The organism is Candidatus Poriferisocius sp., from assembly GCF_965214065.1.
Lineage (GTDB): Bacteria > Actinomycetota > Acidimicrobiia > Acidimicrobiales > Bin134 > Poriferisocius.
In genome coordinates this window covers 794,620-812,933 of the sequence record NZ_CBDCAT010000027.1, presented here as the reverse complement: position 1 = coordinate 812,933, position 18,314 = coordinate 794,620, and the positions used below count along the sequence as shown (strand labels likewise).

At 66.1% G+C, this 18,314-nt stretch carries 20 protein-coding genes; 11 read left to right on the top strand and 9 right to left on the bottom strand.

Going from position 1 to position 18,314, the window contains the following annotated elements:
• Positions 1-9 precede the first annotated feature (9 nt).
• Together ACOOGG_RS10305 and ACOOGG_RS10300 are read right to left on the bottom strand one after the other, a co-directional pair.
• Entirely contained in the window at positions 10-816 is an 807-nt protein-coding gene (locus ACOOGG_RS10305) for an SDR family NAD(P)-dependent oxidoreductase (RefSeq protein ID WP_420434904.1), read from the bottom strand.
• Positions 817-841: 25 nt separating this feature from the next.
• Positions 842-1,801 (bottom strand): alpha/beta hydrolase, encoded by a 960-nt coding sequence (locus ACOOGG_RS10300; RefSeq protein WP_420434902.1) that lies wholly within the window; start codon positions 1,799-1,801, stop codon positions 842-844.
• 69 nt (positions 1,802-1,870) lie between these two features.
• On the opposite strand from ACOOGG_RS10300, the gene ACOOGG_RS10295 reads away from it, so the two are divergent.
• From ACOOGG_RS10295 to ACOOGG_RS10270, 6 genes are read left to right on the top strand one after another with little or no spacing between them, the layout of a single operon-like run.
• A complete protein-coding gene (locus ACOOGG_RS10295) occupies positions 1,871-2,326 on the top strand; it encodes a hypothetical protein (protein WP_420434900.1) in 456 nt (151 codons plus the stop codon).
• The gene (locus ACOOGG_RS10290) at positions 2,323-3,141 is read left to right on the top strand and encodes a DUF3891 family protein (RefSeq protein WP_420434898.1); all 819 of its coding nucleotides are present in this window, start codon (positions 2,323-2,325) and stop codon (positions 3,139-3,141) included. The genes ACOOGG_RS10295 and ACOOGG_RS10290 overlap by 4 nt, the downstream gene beginning before the upstream one ends.
• Complete coding sequence (locus ACOOGG_RS10285; protein ID WP_420434896.1) at positions 3,138-4,040, top strand: hypothetical protein; 903 nt, start codon at positions 3,138-3,140, stop codon at positions 4,038-4,040. Before ACOOGG_RS10290 ends, ACOOGG_RS10285 begins: the two co-directional genes overlap by 4 nt.
• A complete protein-coding gene (locus tag ACOOGG_RS10280) occupies positions 4,037-4,696 on the top strand; it encodes a hypothetical protein (protein ID WP_420434894.1) in 660 nt (219 codons plus the stop codon). Before ACOOGG_RS10285 ends, ACOOGG_RS10280 begins: the two co-directional genes overlap by 4 nt.
• 56 nt (positions 4,697-4,752) lie before the next feature.
• Complete coding sequence (locus ACOOGG_RS10275) at positions 4,753-5,010, top strand: ribbon-helix-helix domain-containing protein (RefSeq protein ID WP_420434892.1); 258 nt, start codon at positions 4,753-4,755, stop codon at positions 5,008-5,010.
• Positions 5,004-5,315 carry a type II toxin-antitoxin system PemK/MazF family toxin gene (locus tag ACOOGG_RS10270; protein WP_420434890.1) on the top strand — a complete coding sequence of 104 codons (312 nt, stop codon included), beginning with the start codon at positions 5,004-5,006 and terminating at the stop codon, positions 5,313-5,315. The genes ACOOGG_RS10275 and ACOOGG_RS10270 overlap by 7 nt, the downstream gene beginning before the upstream one ends.
• Before the next feature lie 60 nt (positions 5,316-5,375).
• Here the strand turns inward: ACOOGG_RS10270 and ACOOGG_RS10265 are convergent, their stop codons facing one another.
• Genes ACOOGG_RS10265 through ACOOGG_RS10250 form a run of 4 tightly spaced genes read right to left on the bottom strand, consistent with a single transcriptional unit; the run spans position 5,376 to position 9,023 of the window.
• Positions 5,376-6,317, bottom strand: a complete 942-nt coding sequence (locus ACOOGG_RS10265) for a hypothetical protein (RefSeq protein WP_420434888.1) — start codon at positions 6,315-6,317, stop codon at positions 5,376-5,378.
• 10 nt (positions 6,318-6,327) lie between these two features.
• A complete protein-coding gene (locus ACOOGG_RS10260) occupies positions 6,328-7,062 on the bottom strand; it encodes a hypothetical protein (RefSeq protein ID WP_420434886.1) in 735 nt (244 codons plus the stop codon).
• Complete coding sequence (locus ACOOGG_RS10255; protein WP_420434884.1) at positions 7,059-8,198, bottom strand: Rieske 2Fe-2S domain-containing protein; 1,140 nt, start codon at positions 8,196-8,198, stop codon at positions 7,059-7,061. The genes ACOOGG_RS10260 and ACOOGG_RS10255 overlap by 4 nt, the downstream gene beginning before the upstream one ends.
• 12 nt (positions 8,199-8,210) lie before the next feature.
• Positions 8,211-9,023, bottom strand: coding sequence for an oxidoreductase (locus ACOOGG_RS10250; protein ID WP_420434882.1), 813 nt, complete (start codon positions 9,021-9,023; stop codon positions 8,211-8,213).
• A gap of 117 nt (positions 9,024-9,140) precedes the next feature.
• Here ACOOGG_RS10250 and ACOOGG_RS10245 point away from each other — a divergent pair, with 117 nt between their 5' ends.
• Positions 9,141-9,971: an HpcH/HpaI aldolase/citrate lyase family protein gene (locus tag ACOOGG_RS10245; RefSeq protein ID WP_420434880.1), complete on the top strand. Its 831-nt coding sequence runs from the start codon at positions 9,141-9,143 to the stop codon at positions 9,969-9,971.
• Here the strand turns inward: ACOOGG_RS10245 and ACOOGG_RS10240 are convergent.
• Together ACOOGG_RS10240 and ACOOGG_RS10235 are read right to left on the bottom strand one after the other, a co-directional pair.
• A complete protein-coding gene (locus tag ACOOGG_RS10240) occupies positions 9,937-11,562 on the bottom strand; it encodes a nitrilase-related carbon-nitrogen hydrolase (protein WP_420434878.1) in 1,626 nt (541 codons plus the stop codon). The two genes, ACOOGG_RS10245 and ACOOGG_RS10240, sit on opposite strands and share 35 nt — an antisense overlap.
• A gap of 9 nt (positions 11,563-11,571) precedes the next feature.
• Positions 11,572-12,318, bottom strand: a complete 747-nt coding sequence (locus ACOOGG_RS10235; RefSeq protein ID WP_420434876.1) for an IclR family transcriptional regulator — start codon at positions 12,316-12,318, stop codon at positions 11,572-11,574.
• Between the two features lie 171 nt (positions 12,319-12,489).
• On the opposite strand from ACOOGG_RS10235, the gene ACOOGG_RS10230 reads away from it, so the two are divergent.
• From ACOOGG_RS10230 to ACOOGG_RS10215, 4 genes are read left to right on the top strand one after another with little or no spacing between them, the layout of a single operon-like run.
• Positions 12,490-13,680 (top strand): CaiB/BaiF CoA transferase family protein, encoded by a 1,191-nt coding sequence (locus tag ACOOGG_RS10230; RefSeq protein WP_420434874.1) that lies wholly within the window; start codon positions 12,490-12,492, stop codon positions 13,678-13,680.
• A complete protein-coding gene (locus tag ACOOGG_RS10225) occupies positions 13,677-14,501 on the top strand; it encodes a cyclase family protein (protein ID WP_420434872.1) in 825 nt (274 codons plus the stop codon). Before ACOOGG_RS10230 ends, ACOOGG_RS10225 begins: the two co-directional genes overlap by 4 nt.
• Positions 14,498-15,904, top strand: a complete 1,407-nt coding sequence (locus tag ACOOGG_RS10220; RefSeq protein WP_420434870.1) for an MmgE/PrpD family protein — start codon at positions 14,498-14,500, stop codon at positions 15,902-15,904. The genes ACOOGG_RS10225 and ACOOGG_RS10220 overlap by 4 nt, the downstream gene beginning before the upstream one ends.
• Positions 15,901-17,361, top strand: a complete 1,461-nt coding sequence (locus tag ACOOGG_RS10215) for a dihydroorotase (protein WP_420434868.1) — start codon at positions 15,901-15,903, stop codon at positions 17,359-17,361. The genes ACOOGG_RS10220 and ACOOGG_RS10215 overlap by 4 nt, the downstream gene beginning before the upstream one ends.
• A 26-nt stretch (positions 17,362-17,387) precedes the next feature.
• On the opposite strand, the gene ACOOGG_RS10210 is transcribed toward ACOOGG_RS10215, so the two are convergent.
• Positions 17,388-18,290: a hydroxymethylglutaryl-CoA lyase gene (locus tag ACOOGG_RS10210; protein WP_420434866.1), complete on the bottom strand. Its 903-nt coding sequence runs from the start codon at positions 18,288-18,290 to the stop codon at positions 17,388-17,390.
• Positions 18,291-18,314 lie beyond the last annotated feature (24 nt).

Sequence of the window (18,314 nt, the reverse complement as noted above, 5' to 3'; positions counted from 1 at the left end):
CGGGATCGTTCACGCCCCCTCGACCTGAGCGAATAGATCGCGCTGTCGAAACGAGGCGGTCATGAACCGGGCGAAGGCTCGACGCCGGGTCAGCCACACCACCCGAGCCCCTGACTTGTCGGCGACCAGGATGTGGTCGGCCAGCCAGGGGGTGACGGTATGCACGTGGTCGCCCAGGATGTTGAAGATCTTCTTCGACTTCTCCCACTGCTCGGACGTGAGGTCGTAGTCGCCGGTGAGCAGATCGGTCACGACAATGCCCGGTGACACGGTACACACCTGCACGGGGGTGTCGGCGGTGTCTTTACGCAGGGCTTTTTGCAAGTAGCGCACCGCTCGCTTGGTGGCTCCGTAGGCCGCCATGCCGGGCTGGGTGGCGCCGTCGGAACCGAATCCCTCGGTGTTCCACACCTGGCCGTGGCCTTGGCCCACCATGTTGGCGATGGCCGTCTTGCTGGCCAGCAATGCGCCGGTGAGGTTGGTGTCGACCAACGCGGCCAACTCGTCGTCGTGCTGTTCCCATAGCGGCTGGCGGGTGATGCTGATACCCGCATTGTTGATCCACACGTCGACGCCGCCGAAGGCGTTGGCCGCGCCGTCCCACAGTCCCTGGAGCTGTCCGGGGTCGGTAATGTCGCAGGCCGCGCCGCACACCTTGGACTCGCCGTAGTACTGGCCCAGCTCGGCCACAACCTCGTCGACCTGGTCGGGTGAACGGCCGCTCACCGCCACCTGGCAGCGGCGCTTCAAAAACTCGCGGGCCAACCCGTTGCCTATACCCCTGGTGCTGCCGGTGATGACGATGCGCTTGGTCATTTTGTTCCCCTCCTGATGCTATTGCTCAGCGTCGATCCCAGTGCCTGACCGATGGGCGATCGACCAATTGCTCCATGCTGACCCCGCTCGGCCGGGCCAGGCTGGCGGCGATGAACGCCGCGATGAGGTCGCCGAGCAGCTCTCGGACGGCCGGGTCGGTCTTCGCCGAATCGGTCTCCAGGAAGGAGCGGCCGCTGGTGGTGTCCACCGGATCGCAGATGGCGAAGTGCCCGGCGCCGGCCAGCTCGACCAGCCATGAGTCTCCCTGCTGGCGATGAATAGCTTCAGCGAAGGTTCGGCGAACGGGTTCGTGGGCGCCGTCGTCGGAGCGGTAGCGGTCGCGGCTCGCCGCGATGACCCGGTCGTCAGCACCGGCCAGCAGCATGATCGGCACCTTGGCCGGGATGGATATCACCGCGGCCTCACCATGGCCCAATGCCGTGGCAACCATGGTATGGGCGCCGTAGGCGAACACCGCCTGCAATCCCGGCACCCACCCCGTCTCGCTGTTGTGCAACGCCGCCGTGCCCCCCGCCGAATGGCCCCCCACCACCACTCGGCCCAAATCCAGGTGCCCGGCCACCGGGGTGTGCTCATCGGCGGCCAATTCCGCCAGGTGAGCGAGCAGCGGTCCGAGGGCGGTGGACGACGGCCGGGTGCCGATGGTGTCGGGGGCGAGGGCTGCCAGGTCGATGCCAGGAGTGATCCCACGCCCCGCCGGTCCCAGCGACCCGATGGCCGCATAGGTCACCACGCATAGCCCGTCGGCTACCAAACGGCGGGCCAGCCACCGGTAGCTGTCGGGCGCCACGTTGATGCCGGGCATGATGACGACCACCGGCCACAGGGCACCGGTTTCGATAGCCGGAACCTGCCCGGTCAGGCGGGCTTCATCCAGCCGGCCGTCATCACCGGGGTAGAGCAGCGTGGCCAGCGCGGCATCGCCGTGGGCATCAAAGGAGAAGTGCAGCCCTCGGACGATCATGCGGCGCTCTTTGTTCCGCTCACGGGAACACGGTTTCATCCACTACCGGCACACTCTACGATTCCGAAGGTGAGCGACACCAGAAACTACGGGCCGGCCTCACCCCGGCCGTATCAGTGCTTCATGGGCCACTGGGAGGGGTTGTGCAAGAGCTTCACCCCCCATGGCGATTTCCTCGAATCCAGCGCCGTTCACATGGACGTGTACTGGCTCGACGACAACACCTGGCACCTGCACGAGCACTTTGAGAATCTCTATGGCGTGGGTGAGACCATCTTCGACACCCCAATCGGGGTTGACGGCAAGCGGTGCTTCGCCGACAGCGACCAGCTCAGCCTGGAAGGGGCCGAGCTCACGCCGTACAACTACGTCTTCACCATCGACAGCCGGGTGAGCAACAACATCGTCTACAACAACCACTACTTCTTGGACCCCGACACCCGCCGCATCATCACCCACAAGGTGCGCGACGGTGCCACTAGCCTGTTCCAGATTCAAGACTTCACCCGGGTGCAGCGTCCATGATCGTCCAAAGCGCCCCCGGAGGGGCCGCCGACGCTCCCCATTTTGTGATCGCCATGCACCAGCACACCGCCTTCGCCGGTTCGCTGGCCGCCAACTTCGGCAACGACGAGTTCGACGGGTTGGCGCCGGGCGAGCCGATGCAGTTCATCGTCGACCACCACGACCAGGGCTGGGCCGCCCTCGACGCCCAGGCCCCTCAGAATCCCGACACCGGCCTGCCCTATAACCTGACCGCCACGCCGCTGCCCCAGATTGTGATCACATCGGCGGGGTCGCCGGCGTTCAACGAAGCCCATCACCCGTTCAGCGGCATCATCTCGTCGATGCACACCTATGGCCTGTACCGGGGGCGGTACGGGTTGAGCGACAAGGTCTTCTTGGACGTGATCCCCGACGAACTGCGCCCCGAGGTCGACGCCATGCTGGGCAGCGAGGAAGGCCGCCAGCGCCGTCTGAAGGAGCAATTGGCTGCCGACGATCCCGACCACGCCACTGATGAATACCTGTTCCACGCCTATAAGCAGCTTCAGTTCTTCGACACCATCTCCCTGTACTTCCACTTGGCTCCCGAAGGCGAACGGGGCACCTCCGACTTCTCCAACGTGCCCCGGGCGGTGGGCGACGACGTGACTATCTCGGTGGTCGAGCGTCCCGGAGGGGTCTACGGGCTGGACCCCTACCCGTTTGCCGGAGACGGGCTTGAGCTGGCCACCGAGGGCCGGTATCTCGCCCCCCAGCCTCCAGGTACCGACCTCGGCCCGGTGCTGGCCGCCACCCCGGTGGCCACCCAGACAGTGCGCCTGGTCCGGATGTGAACAAGAGGTCTTTCTCCCAGGGGGTTGGAGAATGGATCGGCGCGGCCGAGGTCTACGATGCCGACGGCCGATTTGCCGGTATGGGGAGCGACACCCGGACGGTGAAGGCCGACGATCAGGCCGGGCGGGTGACGGTGGAGGTGGAGTTCGACGGGCCGTTCTCCCTGTCGGGCGTCTACACCATCACCGATCACGGCTCGCATCGCACCTATGAGGGGCCCCTCAACATCGGCTACGCCGAAGCGCTGGGCGACGATCTGGTGGCCGCCCACAACTACTGGCCCGGCCTGGGGCTCTCGCAGCGGTTCTTTCTGATGGTCCTGCCCGGCGGCACCCGCCAGCTCTCGCTGGCTCTGCTCAGCCGGGGCGACCAACTCCAGTGGACGGTGGTGGGGGAATACCAGCGTCAGGTCGACCCGTCAGATCCGGTGCCTCTCCCGGTGGTGGAGATGGATCCGCAGGAGTTGCGAGCCGACCCCACGGGCGGCCGGGGTGAGCTGTTGCTGCTCCGACCCGGCCGCTGGTCGGGCCAGCTGCATCGCCTCGACGCCGACTACACACCGACCGGCTCGGCTGATTTCACAGAAACGGTCGGTGGGCGGGGCGACACCCGGGAGGTGGTTCTGTCCGGGGCGGACTACTCCACCGGATTCTCGTTCAACCTGCGGTCCGACGGCTGGACTGCATGGACCCCAGAATGTGATCTGATGGGCAGCGGCAGCCTCAGCGGCGGCCGGGGCTTCAGCGGCCAGTTCCACCTCCGCTCCCAAGGGCTTCGGGTGTGGCGGCGCGAAGTGGTGTCGCGCGACGGCGCCATCAAGGCGGTGCTCCATATCTGGTATCGGGGCGAGCAGCGCCTCGGAGCGGCTTACGGGGCCTTGGCCTTCGAACCGGCATGACCGAGAAAGACCGCTTCGGCGGCGACTGGCTGATAACCGAGTACGTCTACGACCCCGACGGCACGTTTCGCGGCGAGGTGGCCCAGCGCCGGATAGTGGAGCCAGCTGGAAAGACACGGCTGCTGGTAACCCAACAATGCCGCCCATCGCCTGAGTTAGCCGACCACCCCATGGCCGCTTTCGCAGGCGAGTGGGTGTTTGATCTGGAGATAACCGGAGACCAACGTCGCTATCTCGGCCCCGATGTAGTGGGCTTCGGCACCGTGTGGCAGCCCGGCGCCCTCACCGGCCAGGGACTCTGGCCCCGATTCGGCTACGAGTTCGAGTCTTACTCCGTCCTAGTGGCCCCCGACCGCCAGCTCACCGGCGGCTTCTTCTCCATTGCCGGCCGGTCAGTTGCCGACATCGTGGGAGTAGCCGTCCCCGAAGCCTCCGGCGAAGAGCCCCGCCTCGACCTGTCGGCCCCAGTCCCCAACCCCGACGGCCACTGGCCCCTGCGCCGCTCAGCCGGACCCATGCTGGTAGCCGCCCACCAACCCTCCCCAACCCACCACCGCCGCCTCTGGGCCATGCGCGACCCCATCAGAGCCACAGGCATCGAGATCACCGAAGACGTGAACGGTGGAGACCGCTCTGTCTCGGTGGTCGTTGACTGAGCGCCAGGTTACAGGGGCACCATACATTGTGCATTGCATCTTGTTATGCTTTATGCATGGCACAGCTGGTGACGAGGGTCGACGATGAGCTAGTTGCTCAATTGGACGAGATGGTCGAAAGCGGCGAGGTGAAGTCTCGCTCTGACGCGGTGCGGAACGCACTGGAGGCAATGCTCGATCAACGTCGGCGCTGGCTTATCGGGGAGGCCATCGTGGAGGGTTACCGTCGCATTCCCGAGACGGAGGAAGAGCTTCGCTGGGCTGAGGGGAATCTCCGTGACATGATCGCTGAGGAGCCCTGGGAACGGTGGTGAGCCCCCTTCATGGCGACATTTGGTGGGCCGAGGCCGAGGACCTCATCCGGCCTGTCCTGGTAGTGACCCGCGATCGGGCCATCACAAATCTCCACCGAATAATGGTCGCACCCATTACCCGCACAGTCCGAGGTATTCCGACAGAGCTGCCGCTAGATGTCGAAGACGGTCTATCCGGGCAATGTGCAGCCAGTTTTGACAACCTCCGAATTATTCCGAAGTCGTCGCTCACCCGCTATGTCGGATCTGTGAGGCGGCGAGGCTACGAAATCTGCGCTGCGCTAAACGCCATAGCCGACTGTTGAGCAAAGTCGGCGTGGAAACCGGCGTGACGGCTTCGACCCCAGATCCCCGCAAGGGCGCCGCTAGGCGTCGGGGGTGAAGGTGAGGGGGCCGAAGACTATGTCGGTCATGCGGTCGCCGCTGTAGAGCTTCCAGGCCACGGCGAGGGTGTAGTCGCGGTCGATGATGAACTCTCGGCCTTTGACTTTGAATGCCTCGCTGACGTGGTGTTGGGAGGTGTAGAGGGCGCGGCCGTAGGCGATGGCGTTACCCCAGAGGTCGGGGCCGTCATAGGTGTAGCGGTTGCCGTGCGAGCGGGTGCGGATGTAGGAGTGGGAGTAGTCGATCGCCCCAGAGAACTCCAGGGTGTGGGTGGTGCGCACCAAGTCGATGGGATCGTGGCGCAGGCGCACGCTCACACTTCCCCGGCGCTGCTGGTCGGCCCCGAACACCTCGCAATCCCCGCTCCAGGTGCCTCCGGTGCGGTCGGGCACGGTATGGGGCCATGCAGCCAACTCCCGCTCGGACTCGATGTGGGCGTCGATCCACACCTTGGTGTCGGGATTGGTGTCGTAGTCGTGGGCGTTGAGATACACCCCGTTGAACACCGAGAAGATGGTGGGACCCTCATAGAGCAATGACGAGTACACCTGGGTCACCCCGTCGGGCAGGATCTGGTTCATCGTGTTGAGGTCGGCCCGCCAGCCGGGCGCGTAGTAGTGCGAGTCCACCAGCGAGCCGTAGGGGTGCCCGGCGCCGTAGAAGTCGGGTCCCTGGTAGATGCGGTCGTTGCCCCGGTCGTCCACGCCAAACTCGAAGTCCTTGACCTCGAACCGGTTGCGCAGGGGGCCGGTGTTCATGAAGTTGCACTGCATCCAGTAGGTGACCTTGCCGTCGGCGAACACGCTGGCCCGGCTGACCTTGTTGAATCCGGTGTGGTTTCCCTCGGCGTCGAACACCGACGGCAACCCGTACCACTCACCGGTGATGCGCTGCTGCCACTCGGAGGCTTGGGTATCGCTCATGGTGATCCGTTCATTGCAGGATGGATGGGGATCGGGCCGCGGTCTTCAGGCTGGCCTGGATGGCGGCGCTCGGCTCGAGGCCGAGCAGTTGGTCGACTCGGGCCCATACCGGGTCGACATCCGGGTTGAATATGGCGGCCCGGTTGCGGGCATCCCGCTCGGCCAGCTGCTCGGCGGTGGCCCCACCGGTGGCAGCGTCGGGCACGCCGTCGGCCACTAGGCCCAGCCAGTGGTCGCGGTAGGCGGCCACCGCACCGAACACCGACCGGAAACCGTCCTCGTCAGCCCGGTGGGCCAGCATCCACGCCGACATGAGCTGCCATTGGCGGGGTGACAGGTGGGCGGGGGTGAGCCCCTCGATCTGCATGGTCTCGTCGTGAACCTCGGTAAGGGGGCCGTAGCAGTGGTCGATGTAGGCCAGGTTGGCACCCGGGTCCACCCGGGGGATCAGATCCAAGTGGAAGGCATAGTGAGGTCCGGCCAGAACCGAGTCCACCGTGAAGTGGGGCACCGGGCTGGCCGCGGGGGTGAAAGCAAAGCACATGTGGCTGTCCAGCCCGAACGCCTCCACCGTCATGCCCACGTACACCAGTGCCGCCACCCCGTCGCGGGCCAGCACCCGATGGGCTCCCACCGGCGAGCCGTCGATGGCCGAGGCCAGCGGGGTGTGCACCGTCTCCTCCAACTCCAGTCGGCTGGCGATGGCCTCCACCGTGCCCAGGCAAAGATCAGCGGAAAGGCTCATGTCCGAGCCTCCCCCACAGTGGGGAACACCCAGGCGTTGGCCAGCTCGGGGTCGCTGGAGCGTCCGGGCGAGGGAATCACCGCCGCGGCCCGCTTGGCCTCCTCGTCCGAAGGGGTGTCGAGCGCCCAGCCCTTGTCGATCTGCTCCTGGCGCCAGCGGCGGTAGGCCAGCTGGATGGAGTCGGACTTGACGTGGAGTTCGGCTGACAGGTCGAACGGCAGCAGTTCCGGGCGCTGGCCCTCAACGGTCGGCTGGTCTTCCAAAAAGATCTTGATGGTGCGCTCGTAGGAGTTCTTGTCGGCCCACCCCCCGGTGAAGAACGTGCGCAGCATGCAGAACTTCGAGACGGTGACGTGCTCGTCGCGGGGCACCGCGGCGGTGAAGATGCGGATCTCCCCCATGGGCAGCCGCACGATGAGCATCGAAACGTTGGGCGGGTAGAACCCGGTGGAGGTGCTCACCGGCGGACGGTCCTTCTTGGAGATAAACCGCCACATACCCGACGGTCGGGGAGGTTCGAGCTCCACGGTGGCGGTAACCGATGCAAGGTGGCCGTTGACCCGGGTTTCGTCGAGGTCGAAGTCTTGGATCTCGGGCTGGTCTTTGTTGCCGAACGACCCGGAGTGCACGAAGGGTGTGTGGGCGATGTCCACTGCGTTCTCCAGCACCCTGTCGTAGTTGGCCTGCCAGGTGAACTCGCCGGTGACCGCCCGGTATCCCTCCGCCCTGGCCTCTGTGTGCTCCTCAAGGCCTTCCAATTCCGGCACCGGGGGCCGATACTCGGGCGCCAGATCGCCCAAGAACACCCACACGAAGCCGTAGCGCTCGATGCAGGGATAGGTGTCAACCCGGGCCTTCTTGGGAATGGGGAGGTCTGGCCGGTTGGCAGGTATCTCCACACAGGCCCCATCGGCCCCGTAGCGCCAGCCGTGGTAGGGACACTGGACGCAGTCGCCCACCACCGACCCGCCAGCCAGCGAGCCGCCTCGGTGCACGCATAGGTCGGACTGGGCGTTGACCATGCCGTTGGGGCTGCGCCATAGCACCAGGTCGTGGCCGTGGACCTGGGCCAGCACCGGCTGGTCGGTCACCCACTGCCCGAATTCCACGGCGTACCACTGGTTCTTGATCAACATGCCAGCTCCCCCCTAGGCAGGTCGGGGCAATACCCGGTCGCCGCCCCACAGGGCCCGCACCAGACGGTCGGTCATCTCCTCTCCGAAGAACCGCACGCCCATGATGTTGGCCGGGTCTCTCTCGGCGATGTTACGCCGCCGGGCCAGATCGTCGGCTGCCAACTGCTCCCGACGCCCAAGCGGCACTGGCTGGGCCTCGTCCACCCACGCCAGCCACTGGTCGAGTCGACGGTGGGCCAGTTCGCTGACCTGATTCAGCCGGCCCTCGTCGTAGACGATGCCCGGGGTGGTGAAGCAGATGGCCACCTCGCTCAGCGCCTGGCGGACGTACAACGCCCGGGACGTGAACGGCGCGAGCCCTTCGTCGGCCCGCAGTTCCAAGAACTCCTCGTTGAGCGAGCCCCAGTATTTGTCGAGCGCATCGGTGTCGAGCATGAGATCGGAGCGGGGGTTGAAGTCGATGTAGAACCACAGATCGGGCAGCGTCCCCCACGCAATTCCTAGATGGGGCACGTCGATGTGGGGGCCGAGCCAGGCGGTGACGTGCATGTTCGTGAACCCCAGCGGGGGGTTTCCGATCCAAGAATGGACGAGCCAGTCGACCTCCGGGCCGGTATAGCCGGCCAGCCGACCGGCTGGGTACTCGGCTTCGCCTCGGTAAGACTCCAAGTCCTCAGTGCTGGGGTCGCGGGTCAACTCGAAGCGGGCTTCGATCTTGGCCATGAGCTCTTCGGTGATAGACCACAGCCGGTTGAACGTGGCCGTGGCGTCTGTGGGGCCCCGCTCGTCAAAGATGTCTTGGACGCCCTTCAGCGTCTCGCGCATTGGTGCTCCGGTGTCGTCAGCGGCACACTGTTCCGGTAAGCGGAACAACGTTTCGTTAGTCTGACAGTAGGGCCAAGCCAAACCAGTGTCAACCAGCCGCGAGGAGCCGAGAATTCGATGAGCCGCACCACGCTTTATGTGCCCGGAGATCGTCCCGACCGCTTCGACAAGGCGCTGGAGTCGGGGGCCGACGCCATCATCTGCGATCTCGAGGACGCGGTGGCCGAAGCAGCCAAGGCAACCGCCCGGGAGGCGGTGGGCCAATGGCTCCGGGACAATCCCGGCGCGCCGGCATGGGTGCGGATCAACAACCGTCCCGGCCTGGTGGATGAGGACGCTGAATTGGTGCGGTCATTGGTTTCCGACGGCGTGGACTTTGCCGGCGTAGTCGTGCCCAAGGCCGACGCGGCGACGTGCTCAAGGGACTTCGGCGGCTATCCGGTTATGGCGCTCATCGAGTCGGCGGTAGGGGTGGCTCAGATCTACGAGGTTGCCGCGGTACCCGAAGTGGTGCGCCTAGCCTTGGGCGAAGCCGATCTGGCCGCCGACCTGGGCATGGAGCCCTCGCCCGATGCCCTGGAGATGTGGCCAATCCGTACTCGGGTGGTGGTGGCATCGGCGGGCGAGGGACTCGAGGCGCCTTGCGGGCCGGTGTTCACCAACCTTGACGACGATGCGGGGCTGGCGACCACCAGCCAGTCGCTTCGCCGCCACGGCTTCGGCGGCCGGTCTGTTATCCACCCCAAGCAGGTGGCCGCGGTTAACGCGGCCTTCACCCCATCAGATGACGAGATCACCCGAGCTAAGAAGCTGGTAGCCGCCTTTGAAGAGGCGACTGCCGACGGGCGGGCGGTCGCGGTGATCGACGGGGAGTTCATCGACCCGGCGGTCATGCGCTGGGCCAGATCAGTGCTCAATCGGGTGCCGCGGGAACGCCCGCGGCCGTAGTCTGCACCGGGAGGGCAACAATCGCCGCCGCGGCCTTCCAGGGGCGACCGCCCACGAGGTCGGTGTCTTTGGATACCTCGCGGTTGACTGCCCGGCCGGGATGCAGGGTGCCGATCAGGAACCCGTCGTCGGGCTCAACCCGGTGGCTGATCGGAGTGTTTATGGTCCCGTTGTAGGGGCTCGACCGATTGGGGTTCCACAGCGAGTCGGCCGGTGGGTCGAGCAGCATGGTGGACGCGAGTAGCCCAGGGGGTCCGCACGCCGCCACGCTGATCCGGTTCTCCGCGGCACGTTCCATCAGCGCAAGGTCGCACTCCCAGGGGTGCTCAGGCTGCCAGCACACTGCCACCAGATGGGCCCCGGCGATGGCCGCCAGTCGGAAGACCTCGGGGTAGCGGTGATCGTCGCCCACTATCACCGCCAGGTCGCCGAACGGTGTCGGATACAGGCCCACCTCGGTGCCCAACTGGGTGGCAATAGCGTGGCGGTCGCAGTGATGGACCTGCACCTGCTCGTGGACAACGCCGTCGGCCGACCACACCTGGCCGAGGTGCTGGTCATCTCGCAGGGCAGTGGTCACCACCAGCACACCGGGAGCGATGTTCGGCGGCGGCGGTGTCAGCTCAGGCAGAACCACCAAAGAGGCCCCGGCGTCGATGGCCACATGCACCAACTCGGGATTCTCCTGGGCACCGGGCACGCAACCGGTGACCACCTCGGGCTCTCGGCCGGAGTCTGGACGGGCGGTGCGGGACTGGGCCAGTGGTTCGTACACCTCTGGCCGGCGCCCCCGAAGCCGGTCTGGTTTGACCGTGGACAGGTCTAAGTCGGCGACCACCACCGCTTCGCCGGTGCGGGGTGCTATGGCCAACACCGTGCCGTCGGGGGCTACCACCTGGCTCTCACCGGCGCCGTTCAATGCCTCAGCAGGCACGCCTAATGCCCGGCTGAATTGCGGCACCTGCTCGGCGGGAAGCAGTGGACCGACCTTGTTGGCGGCCACAACGAATACCCCGTTCTCGACCGCCCGCACCGGTATGTGCAACCTGGCCTCGTCGAGGGCGAATGAGTTGAGGCTGTTCAATAGGAGGCGAGCTCCTCTCACGGCAAGCGTGCGAGGCACCTCGAAAGTCACTCCGTCCATGCACGAGTACAAACCCACGGGGCCGAATGCGGTGTCAGGCAGCGGACTGGCCTCGGTGCCCGCGCTCAGATGGGCGCGCTCGTTGCCCATCAGCATCTGCTTATCGGCGGTGGCAACCACTCGTCCATGGGGGTCGACCAGCACATTGGTGGCCGTCACCCGGGCGCCATCTCGGGGCACGGTAACCGTCAGCGAGGTGTAAACCCCGTGCTCAGCGGATCTACGGGCCAGGGCCCCCAACCAGAGGCCGTCCAGCGACACCGCCACCGACCGGCAGTGGTCTTGGTCGCTGTACACGGAGATGTGGTTGCAGAACTCGGGCATCACCACCAGCTCGGCCCCTTCGGCCGCGGCGGCATCCAGCATCCGCAGGCAAGTTTCCAAGTTCTCGTCGAGGTCGGTGCCGGTGGCGAATTGCACCGTGGCCACTCGAACGCGGTCTCTCATGGTAGAGCCTCAGGCACGGGCCCCGAGCTTGATTGAGAGCCCTCGGGTGGCCTCCACCACCGCGGCGGCGGAGCGGGCGATCTTGTCGCGGAAGCGCTCCAGCGGGCCGCTGATGCTGATCACCGCCACCGGCTGGTGGTTGTGGTCGAGGATGGGAGCGGCGACTGAGCCCGCATCATGCTGGCGCTCTCCCAGCGACACCGCGAATCCCTGCTGGCGGATGCGGTCCAGCTCGGCCCGCAGTTCTTCGACCGACACGATGGTGGCCTCGGTCAACGACTCGAGCGGGTTCTCGGCCAGGTAGTGGTCGATCTCGCCGTCGCTCAGCCAGGCCAGGAACGCCTTCGACGATGCGCCGGCGTGCAGCGGGAACGATCCGCCGATGGGCACCGTCATCTTCACCTCTCGGGGAGGAGTGATCTGGGCCACGTACACCCGCCGGTTGCCGTGGCGCACCGACAGGGTGGCGGTCTCGTCGGCCTCGGCACTGAGCCTTCGCATCTCGTCCAGGGCCAAGTCTGTGACGTCGAGCTGATCGCGGTAGGCCGCGGCCAACTCCAGCACCGCGGGGCCCAGCGCGTACCGCCGACTCTGGGGGTCGACGGTGAGCAGGCCGGGTTCGCAAAGGGAGGTGAGTACCCGATGGACCACCGCTTTGGACACCCCCAATTCACGGGATATCTCCGTGACTCCCAGCGTGCTCGGCGACCGGGAGAACAGGAACAGCACATCGACGGCCCTGTCGATTGCCGCCACTCCCCGACCCGAACCAGACCCCGAGTCCGAATTTCCTGCTGTTCCGCTCAGAGGAATGACCATACCGCGAACCGGGAGAATCGACCCATAATTCCCTGTAAACGGTTGCTTGACCCCGCCAAATTGGGAAACACTACGGACAATGTTCCACTGGGAGAAACATCGTTCCGCATGATTGGGCCTCTCACCGATCTGCGAGTCATCGATGCCTCCACCGTTTTAGCCGGTCCCCTGATCGGCCAGATCATGGCCGATTTCGGTGCCGACGTGGTCAAAATAGAGCATCCCCAAACCGGTGACAGTCTGCGGGGCCATGGAGCGCAGAAGGGCGGCCAGGGACTCTGGTGGAAGCTGGTGGCCCGCAACAAGCGCTGTTTGGGCCTGGATTTGAGCCATCCCGAGGGTGCTGAGGTGTTCTTGGAACTGGCATCCACTGCCGACGTGGTGATCGAGAACTTTCGGCCCGGCACGCTTGAGCGCTGGGGTTTGGGGTGGGAGGCGCTCGCCGACCGCAATCCTGGCCTGATCTTGTGCCGGGTCACCGGATATGGCCAGACCGGTCCCTACGCCCCACGACCGGCATTCGGCACGCTGATCGAGGCTATGAGCGGCTTCGCCCACATGACCGGTGAGGCTGACCAGCCCCCTACCCTGCCGCCCTTCGGCTTGGCCGACAGCGTGGCCGGATTCAGCGGAGTGGCAGCAGTGATGATGGCGGTCCACCACCGCCATGCCACCGGCCAGGGCCAAGTGGTAGACCTGTCGATCCTGGAGACGCTGGCCGCGGCGCTCGGCCCCCATGTGGTCGCCTGGGATCAGACTGGCCACATCGCTCAGCGCTCGGGCAACCGATCGTCCAACAACGCGCCGCGCAATACCTATCTCACCGCCGACGACTGCTGGGTGGCGGTGTCGAGCAGCGCCGACGCGGTGGCCCGGCGCACGATGGAACTGGTTGGCCGGGGCGATCTGGTTTCAGAGCCCTGGTTCGCCACCGGATCTGGTCGAGCCGAGCATGCTGATGAGATCGATGCAGCCCTGTCCTGCTGGATCGGGGATCGGTCCCTCGCCCAAGTGATGGACGCGTTCGCTGATGCCGAGGTGGCGGTAGCGCCGGTGTACGACGTGGCCCAGTACGCAAGCGATCCCCAGGTGCAGGCCCGGGGAGCCATCACCGCGGTTGACGACCCCGACCTGGGGCCGGTTCGGATGCAGAACGTCTTGTTCTCACTGTCGTCTTCTCCGGGCGCCATCCGCCACACTGGGCGAGACCTGGGTGCCGACACCGACGAGGTGCTGAAGGAAGCCGGGTTGAGCGCCGAGCACATCGACGAACTTCGAGCCAAGAGAGTGGTGGCATGACCGGCAGTCGTGTCGACGCGGCCAGGGCCCTGATCGATCTCGCCGCCCAAGCCGCGGTGTACGACTTGGGCCGACCCATGCAAAACGGTATGGCCCAGTCGCCCAACCACCCGCAGTTTCACCACTGCCTAGACCGACTGCATGGTGACCGGATGCGACCCGATGGCGGCTCGGCCGCGGCCGACCTGCTCACCACTGGCTGTCACGTGGGAACCCATGTGGACGCTCTGGCCCATGTCAGTCATGAGGGACAGCTCTATGGCGGAGTGGATGCCGCTGAAGCCCAAGCCGGTGGCGGTTTCGCAGTTCTGGGCATCGATGAGCTTCCGCCATTTGTGGGCCGCGGCGTTCTCTTGGACATTCCCGGGCTGCTAGGCACAGATGCCTGCAACGGGGGCCATGAGATTACTGTCGCCGAGTTGGAGGGCGCCGTTGCCCGTCAGGAATCAACGGTCCAAACGGGAGATGCGGTGCTGGTGCGTAGCGGGTGGGGCACCCACTTCGACGACCCGCAAGGGTACCTGGGAGTCGACACCGGCGTTCCGGGCGTGGGAGAAGCGGGGGCTCGCTGGCTGGCCGATCAGGGCGCAGCTCTGGTGGGGGCCGACACTCTGGCGTTCGAGTGCATCCCCGCGCGCCAGGGCCATGCCCTGCTCCCTGCCCACCGGGTGCTGCTGGTGGAACGGGGCGTCAACATCATCGAGGCGATGGACCTAGATGGCCTAGCCGCCGCCAGGGTGTTCGAGTTCTTGTTCGTGCTCTCGCATCTGAACATCTACGGGGCCACCGGCGCTCCCGTAAGACCGCTGGCCCTGGCATGAGCCCGATTCTGGCCCAGCTCGGCGCGCTGGCCGGCGGTCCGGTTCCCAACGCGGTGCGAACCGGCATCCCCTCACGCATCATCGACATCGTGGGGGTAGCGGTGCGGGCCAATTCGCTTGACACCTCTCAAGCGGTCATCGCGTTCGCAGCCGACCAGTGCTCTGCCCCCCAGGCCACTCCCATCGGGGGCGGCCGGGCCATGTCGTCACCAGAGGCGGCGTTCGTCAACGGCGTGCTCGCCCACTCGCTGGACTACGACGACACGCATCTGCCCTCCATCCTCCATCCCAGTGCATCGGTGGTGCCCGCGTCGCTGGCCGTAGCCGAATGGCGGGGGGCTTCCGGCGCGGCGTTGATCGATGCCGTGGCGGTGGGTTTGGAAGTCACGGTGCGGCTGGGCATGGGCGGCTACGACAGCCAAGCCCGCCAGTCGGTGTACTTCGAGCGGGGTCAGCACGCCACCTCTATCTGCGGTGCGGTTGGGTCGGCCGCGGCGGCGGCGCGTCTGCTGGGCGCCGATGCCGACGGTATCGCCCACGCCATGGGCATCGCGTGCAGCATGTCCAGCGGCATCATCGAGGCCAACCGGGCCGGAGGCACGGTCAAGCGGCTGCACTGCGGATGGGCTGCTCGAGCCGGGGTTACCGCGGCCCAACTCGCGGCGCGAGGCATCACCGGGCCTCCCACCGCAGTCGAAGGCCGGTTCGGGCTGTTCCAAGCCTTTCTCGGAGACCATGCCGACTTCGAGGCGGTCACCGCCGAGTTGGGGGAGCGATGGGAGGCTGAGAACATCTTCTACAAGCCCTACCCGGCCAATCACTTCACCCACACCGGCATCGATGCCGCCATCTCCCTGCGCTCGCGGGATGTGCGTGTCGATGACATAGCCAACGCCACTTTGGAAGTGGCCCCGCCCACGGTGCGCACCATCGGCGAGCCCATCGATGCGAAGCGGAAACCGGAAACCGGCTACCACGCGCAGTTCAGCGGTCCCTACACCGTGGCGGCCGGGTTTCTCGGCGGCGGAGGCTTGGGGGTTGGCATGGCTGATTTCACCGACGAATTGGCCTGCGACCCGGCCCGGCGAGAGCTAATGGCCCGAGTGGATGTGGTGGGCGACCCCAGCTTGATGGCCATCTACCCATGCCAGCTTCCCGCCCGCCTTACCTTGACCACCGCCTCGGGCCACACCCTGGTGGAGGAAGTGCTGGCCAATCGGGGGGGACCCGACCAACCTCTGTCCGATGACGAGTTGGCCACCAAGTTCGCTGACAACACCGCCGGTTTGGTGGACGCCAGCGTCGCCAGCCGAATCCACGATGACCTGTCTGCCCTGGCCGCAGCGCCGTCAGTCTCCGAGTTGCTGGTTCCACTGCTCGATTTCACGGGGAAACAGCCATGACCGACACCGTCATCACCGGCGCCAAAGTCGTCCGCCCCGACACCGGCACGGTCGACGAGTTTGACATCGCCATCACCGACGGGCGCATCAGCGATCTAGGCGTCGGCCTAGCGGCTTCTGTCGATTCCACCAAGGTGTTCGACGCCTCGGGCCTAATCGCCTTTCCAGGCTCGGTGGACGCCCACACCCACATGGGCATCTACAACCCATTGGGCGAGGATGCCACCAGCGAGAGCCGAGCCGCGGCCCAGGGCGGTACCACCACCGTGCTCAACTACATGCGGACCGGCCAGTACTACCTCAACCGGGGCGGCCCCTATGCCCAGTTCTTCCCCGAGGTGCTGCGGCTCATCGACGGCCGCAGCTACGTGGACTACGCCTTCCATCTCGCGCCCATGCAGGCCTCGCACATCGACGAGATCCCGCTGCTAGCCACTGAGTACGGGGTCACCTCGTTCAAGATCTTCATGTTCTACGGCGGCCACGGCCTGCACGGCGCCAGCGACGACCAGGCGAGCTTCCTGATGACCCCGCCCGGCGAGCGCTACGACTATGCCCACTTCGAGTTCATCATGCGGGGAATCGCCGACACCCGCGAGGCCCACCCCGATCTGGCCGATGCCCTCTCGCTCTCGCTGCACTGCGAGTCGGCCGAGATCATGACCGCCTACACCAAGTTGGTCGAAACCGAGGGCCGCCTCGCCGGGCTGGCCGCCTATTCGGCGTCTCGCCCCCCCCACTCCGAGGGGCTGGCCGTGACCGTGGCGTCGTATCTGGCCCATGAAACCAAGGTGGCCAACATCAACCTGCTACACCTGTCGTCGGCCAAGGCCATGGACGCCGCCCTGCGCATGAGCAGGTGCTTCGAGAATGTGGACTTCCGCCGCGAGGTCACCATCGGCCACCTGCTGGTGGACATTGAAACCTCAGGCGATCCGTGGGGCAAGGTCAACCCGCCGATCCGCTCCCGGTCCGATGTGGAGGCGCTGTGGGAGCATGTGCTGGCCGGCGAAGTGGACTGGGTGGTGAGCGATCACGCCTGCTGTCGCACCGAGGCCAAGGTCGCCGCGGAGAACCCCGACGACATCTGGCTGGCCAAGAGCGGCTTCGGCGGCACCGAGTACCTTCTGAACGGCCTGTATTCCGAGGGTGTCAAGCGGGGATTGGGGCTGGCCGACATCGCCAGGCTGCTGTCGTGGAATCCGGCGCGACGCTACGGGTTAGGCACCAAGGGCACCATCGGGGTCGGCTACGACGCCGATATCGCCCTGGTTGATCCAACGATCAGCCATGTGGTGCGGGCCGCCGAGTCGGAGTCCAGCCAGGGCTACACCCCGTTCGAGGGCCAGGAGCTTGCCGGCAGAATCAGCCACGTCTGGCTGCGGGGCCAGCGCATTCTGGCCGATTCACAAGTGGTGGGCAGCCCCGGCGGCAAGTACCAGAAGCGACCGACATGAGCGCGGCGGCCACTGCTGTGAGGTGCTCAGCTAGGTTGGGGAAATCCGCCGGCCTTGGCCACCAGGCTGGGCACGCCGTGGCCGAGTTGGGCTTCCAGCCAGGCGGTGGTGTCGATGAGCGCGTCCAGATCGAGCCCGGTGTCGAAGCCCATCTCGTGTACCAGATACACCACGTCTTCGGTGGCCACGTTGCCGGTGGCTTTGGGAGCAAACGGGCAGCCCCCCACCCCGCCGAGGCTGGAGTCGAACACCCTCACGCCGGTGTCGATCGCCGCGGCGATGTTGGCCAAAGCGGTGTTGCGGGTGTTGTGGAAATGCCCACGCAAGGTGGTGTCGGGAGCATGCTCCCTGGCCCCCGCGAACAGATCGGCCACCTGGGTGGGTACTCCGGCCCCGATGGTGTCGGCCAGGGCCAACTCGTCGGGCCGGGTCTCAGCCAACTGGGCCACGATGTCGAGCACGCTCTGGGCTTCCACCCGCCCCTCGTAGGGGCATCCGCACACAGCAGAAACAGTGACCGCGGTCTTGATGCCAGAAGCCCGGGCGGCATCGCTGATGTCGCGCCAGCGCTGCACCGACTCAGCCACACTGGCCCGTTGGTTGGCCTGGGAAAACGCCTCGGTGGCCACCACCACCCCGCAAACCTCGTCGACCCCGGCGGCGATGGCCCGCTCAACCCCTCGCTGGTTGAGGGCCAGTGCGCTGTAGCTCACCTCACTCAACCGAGGCACGCCGGCCATGACCGCGTCCCCGTCGGCCATCTTGGGCACCGCTTTGGGGCTTACGAAGCTGGTGGCCTCGATGCGGGTGTGGCCCGCGGCGACCAGCCGCTTGATGAGCTCGACCTTCTGCGCGGTGCTGAGGTCGGCGGGATCGGCCTGCAAGCCGTCACGAGGGGCCACTTCGACGATTTGAATGCGCTCGCTCACTGCGAGTCCGAGCATATTGGAGAA

Bases quoted from the DNA above. Each gene is read 5' to 3' on its own strand.
- ACOOGG_RS10305 (WP_420434904.1), bottom strand. From the start codon at position 816: ATGACCAAGCGCATCGTCATCACCGGCAGCACCAGGGGTATAGGCAAC.
- ACOOGG_RS10300 (WP_420434902.1), bottom strand. From the start codon at position 1,801: ATGATCGTCCGAGGGCTGCACTTCTCCTTTGATGCCCACGGCGATGCC.
- ACOOGG_RS10290 (WP_420434898.1), top strand. From the start codon at position 2,323: ATGATCGTCCAAAGCGCCCCCGGAGGGGCCGCCGACGCTCCCCATTTT.
- ACOOGG_RS10280 (WP_420434894.1), top strand. From the start codon at position 4,037: ATGACCGAGAAAGACCGCTTCGGCGGCGACTGGCTGATAACCGAGTAC.
- ACOOGG_RS10275 (WP_420434892.1), top strand. From the start codon at position 4,753: ATGGCACAGCTGGTGACGAGGGTCGACGATGAGCTAGTTGCTCAATTG.
- ACOOGG_RS10265 (WP_420434888.1), bottom strand. From the start codon at position 6,317: ATGAGCGATACCCAAGCCTCCGAGTGGCAGCAGCGCATCACCGGTGAG.
- ACOOGG_RS10260 (WP_420434886.1), bottom strand. From the start codon at position 7,062: ATGAGCCTTTCCGCTGATCTTTGCCTGGGCACGGTGGAGGCCATCGCC.
- ACOOGG_RS10255 (WP_420434884.1), bottom strand. From the start codon at position 8,198: ATGTTGATCAAGAACCAGTGGTACGCCGTGGAATTCGGGCAGTGGGTG.
- ACOOGG_RS10250 (WP_420434882.1), bottom strand. From the start codon at position 9,023: ATGCGCGAGACGCTGAAGGGCGTCCAAGACATCTTTGACGAGCGGGGC.
- ACOOGG_RS10245 (WP_420434880.1), top strand. From the start codon at position 9,141: ATGAGCCGCACCACGCTTTATGTGCCCGGAGATCGTCCCGACCGCTTC.
- ACOOGG_RS10240 (WP_420434878.1), bottom strand. From the start codon at position 11,562: ATGAGAGACCGCGTTCGAGTGGCCACGGTGCAATTCGCCACCGGCACC.
- ACOOGG_RS10230 (WP_420434874.1), top strand. From the start codon at position 12,490: ATGATTGGGCCTCTCACCGATCTGCGAGTCATCGATGCCTCCACCGTT.
- ACOOGG_RS10225 (WP_420434872.1), top strand. From the start codon at position 13,677: ATGACCGGCAGTCGTGTCGACGCGGCCAGGGCCCTGATCGATCTCGCC.
- ACOOGG_RS10220 (WP_420434870.1), top strand. From the start codon at position 14,498: ATGAGCCCGATTCTGGCCCAGCTCGGCGCGCTGGCCGGCGGTCCGGTT.
- ACOOGG_RS10215 (WP_420434868.1), top strand. From the start codon at position 15,901: ATGACCGACACCGTCATCACCGGCGCCAAAGTCGTCCGCCCCGACACC.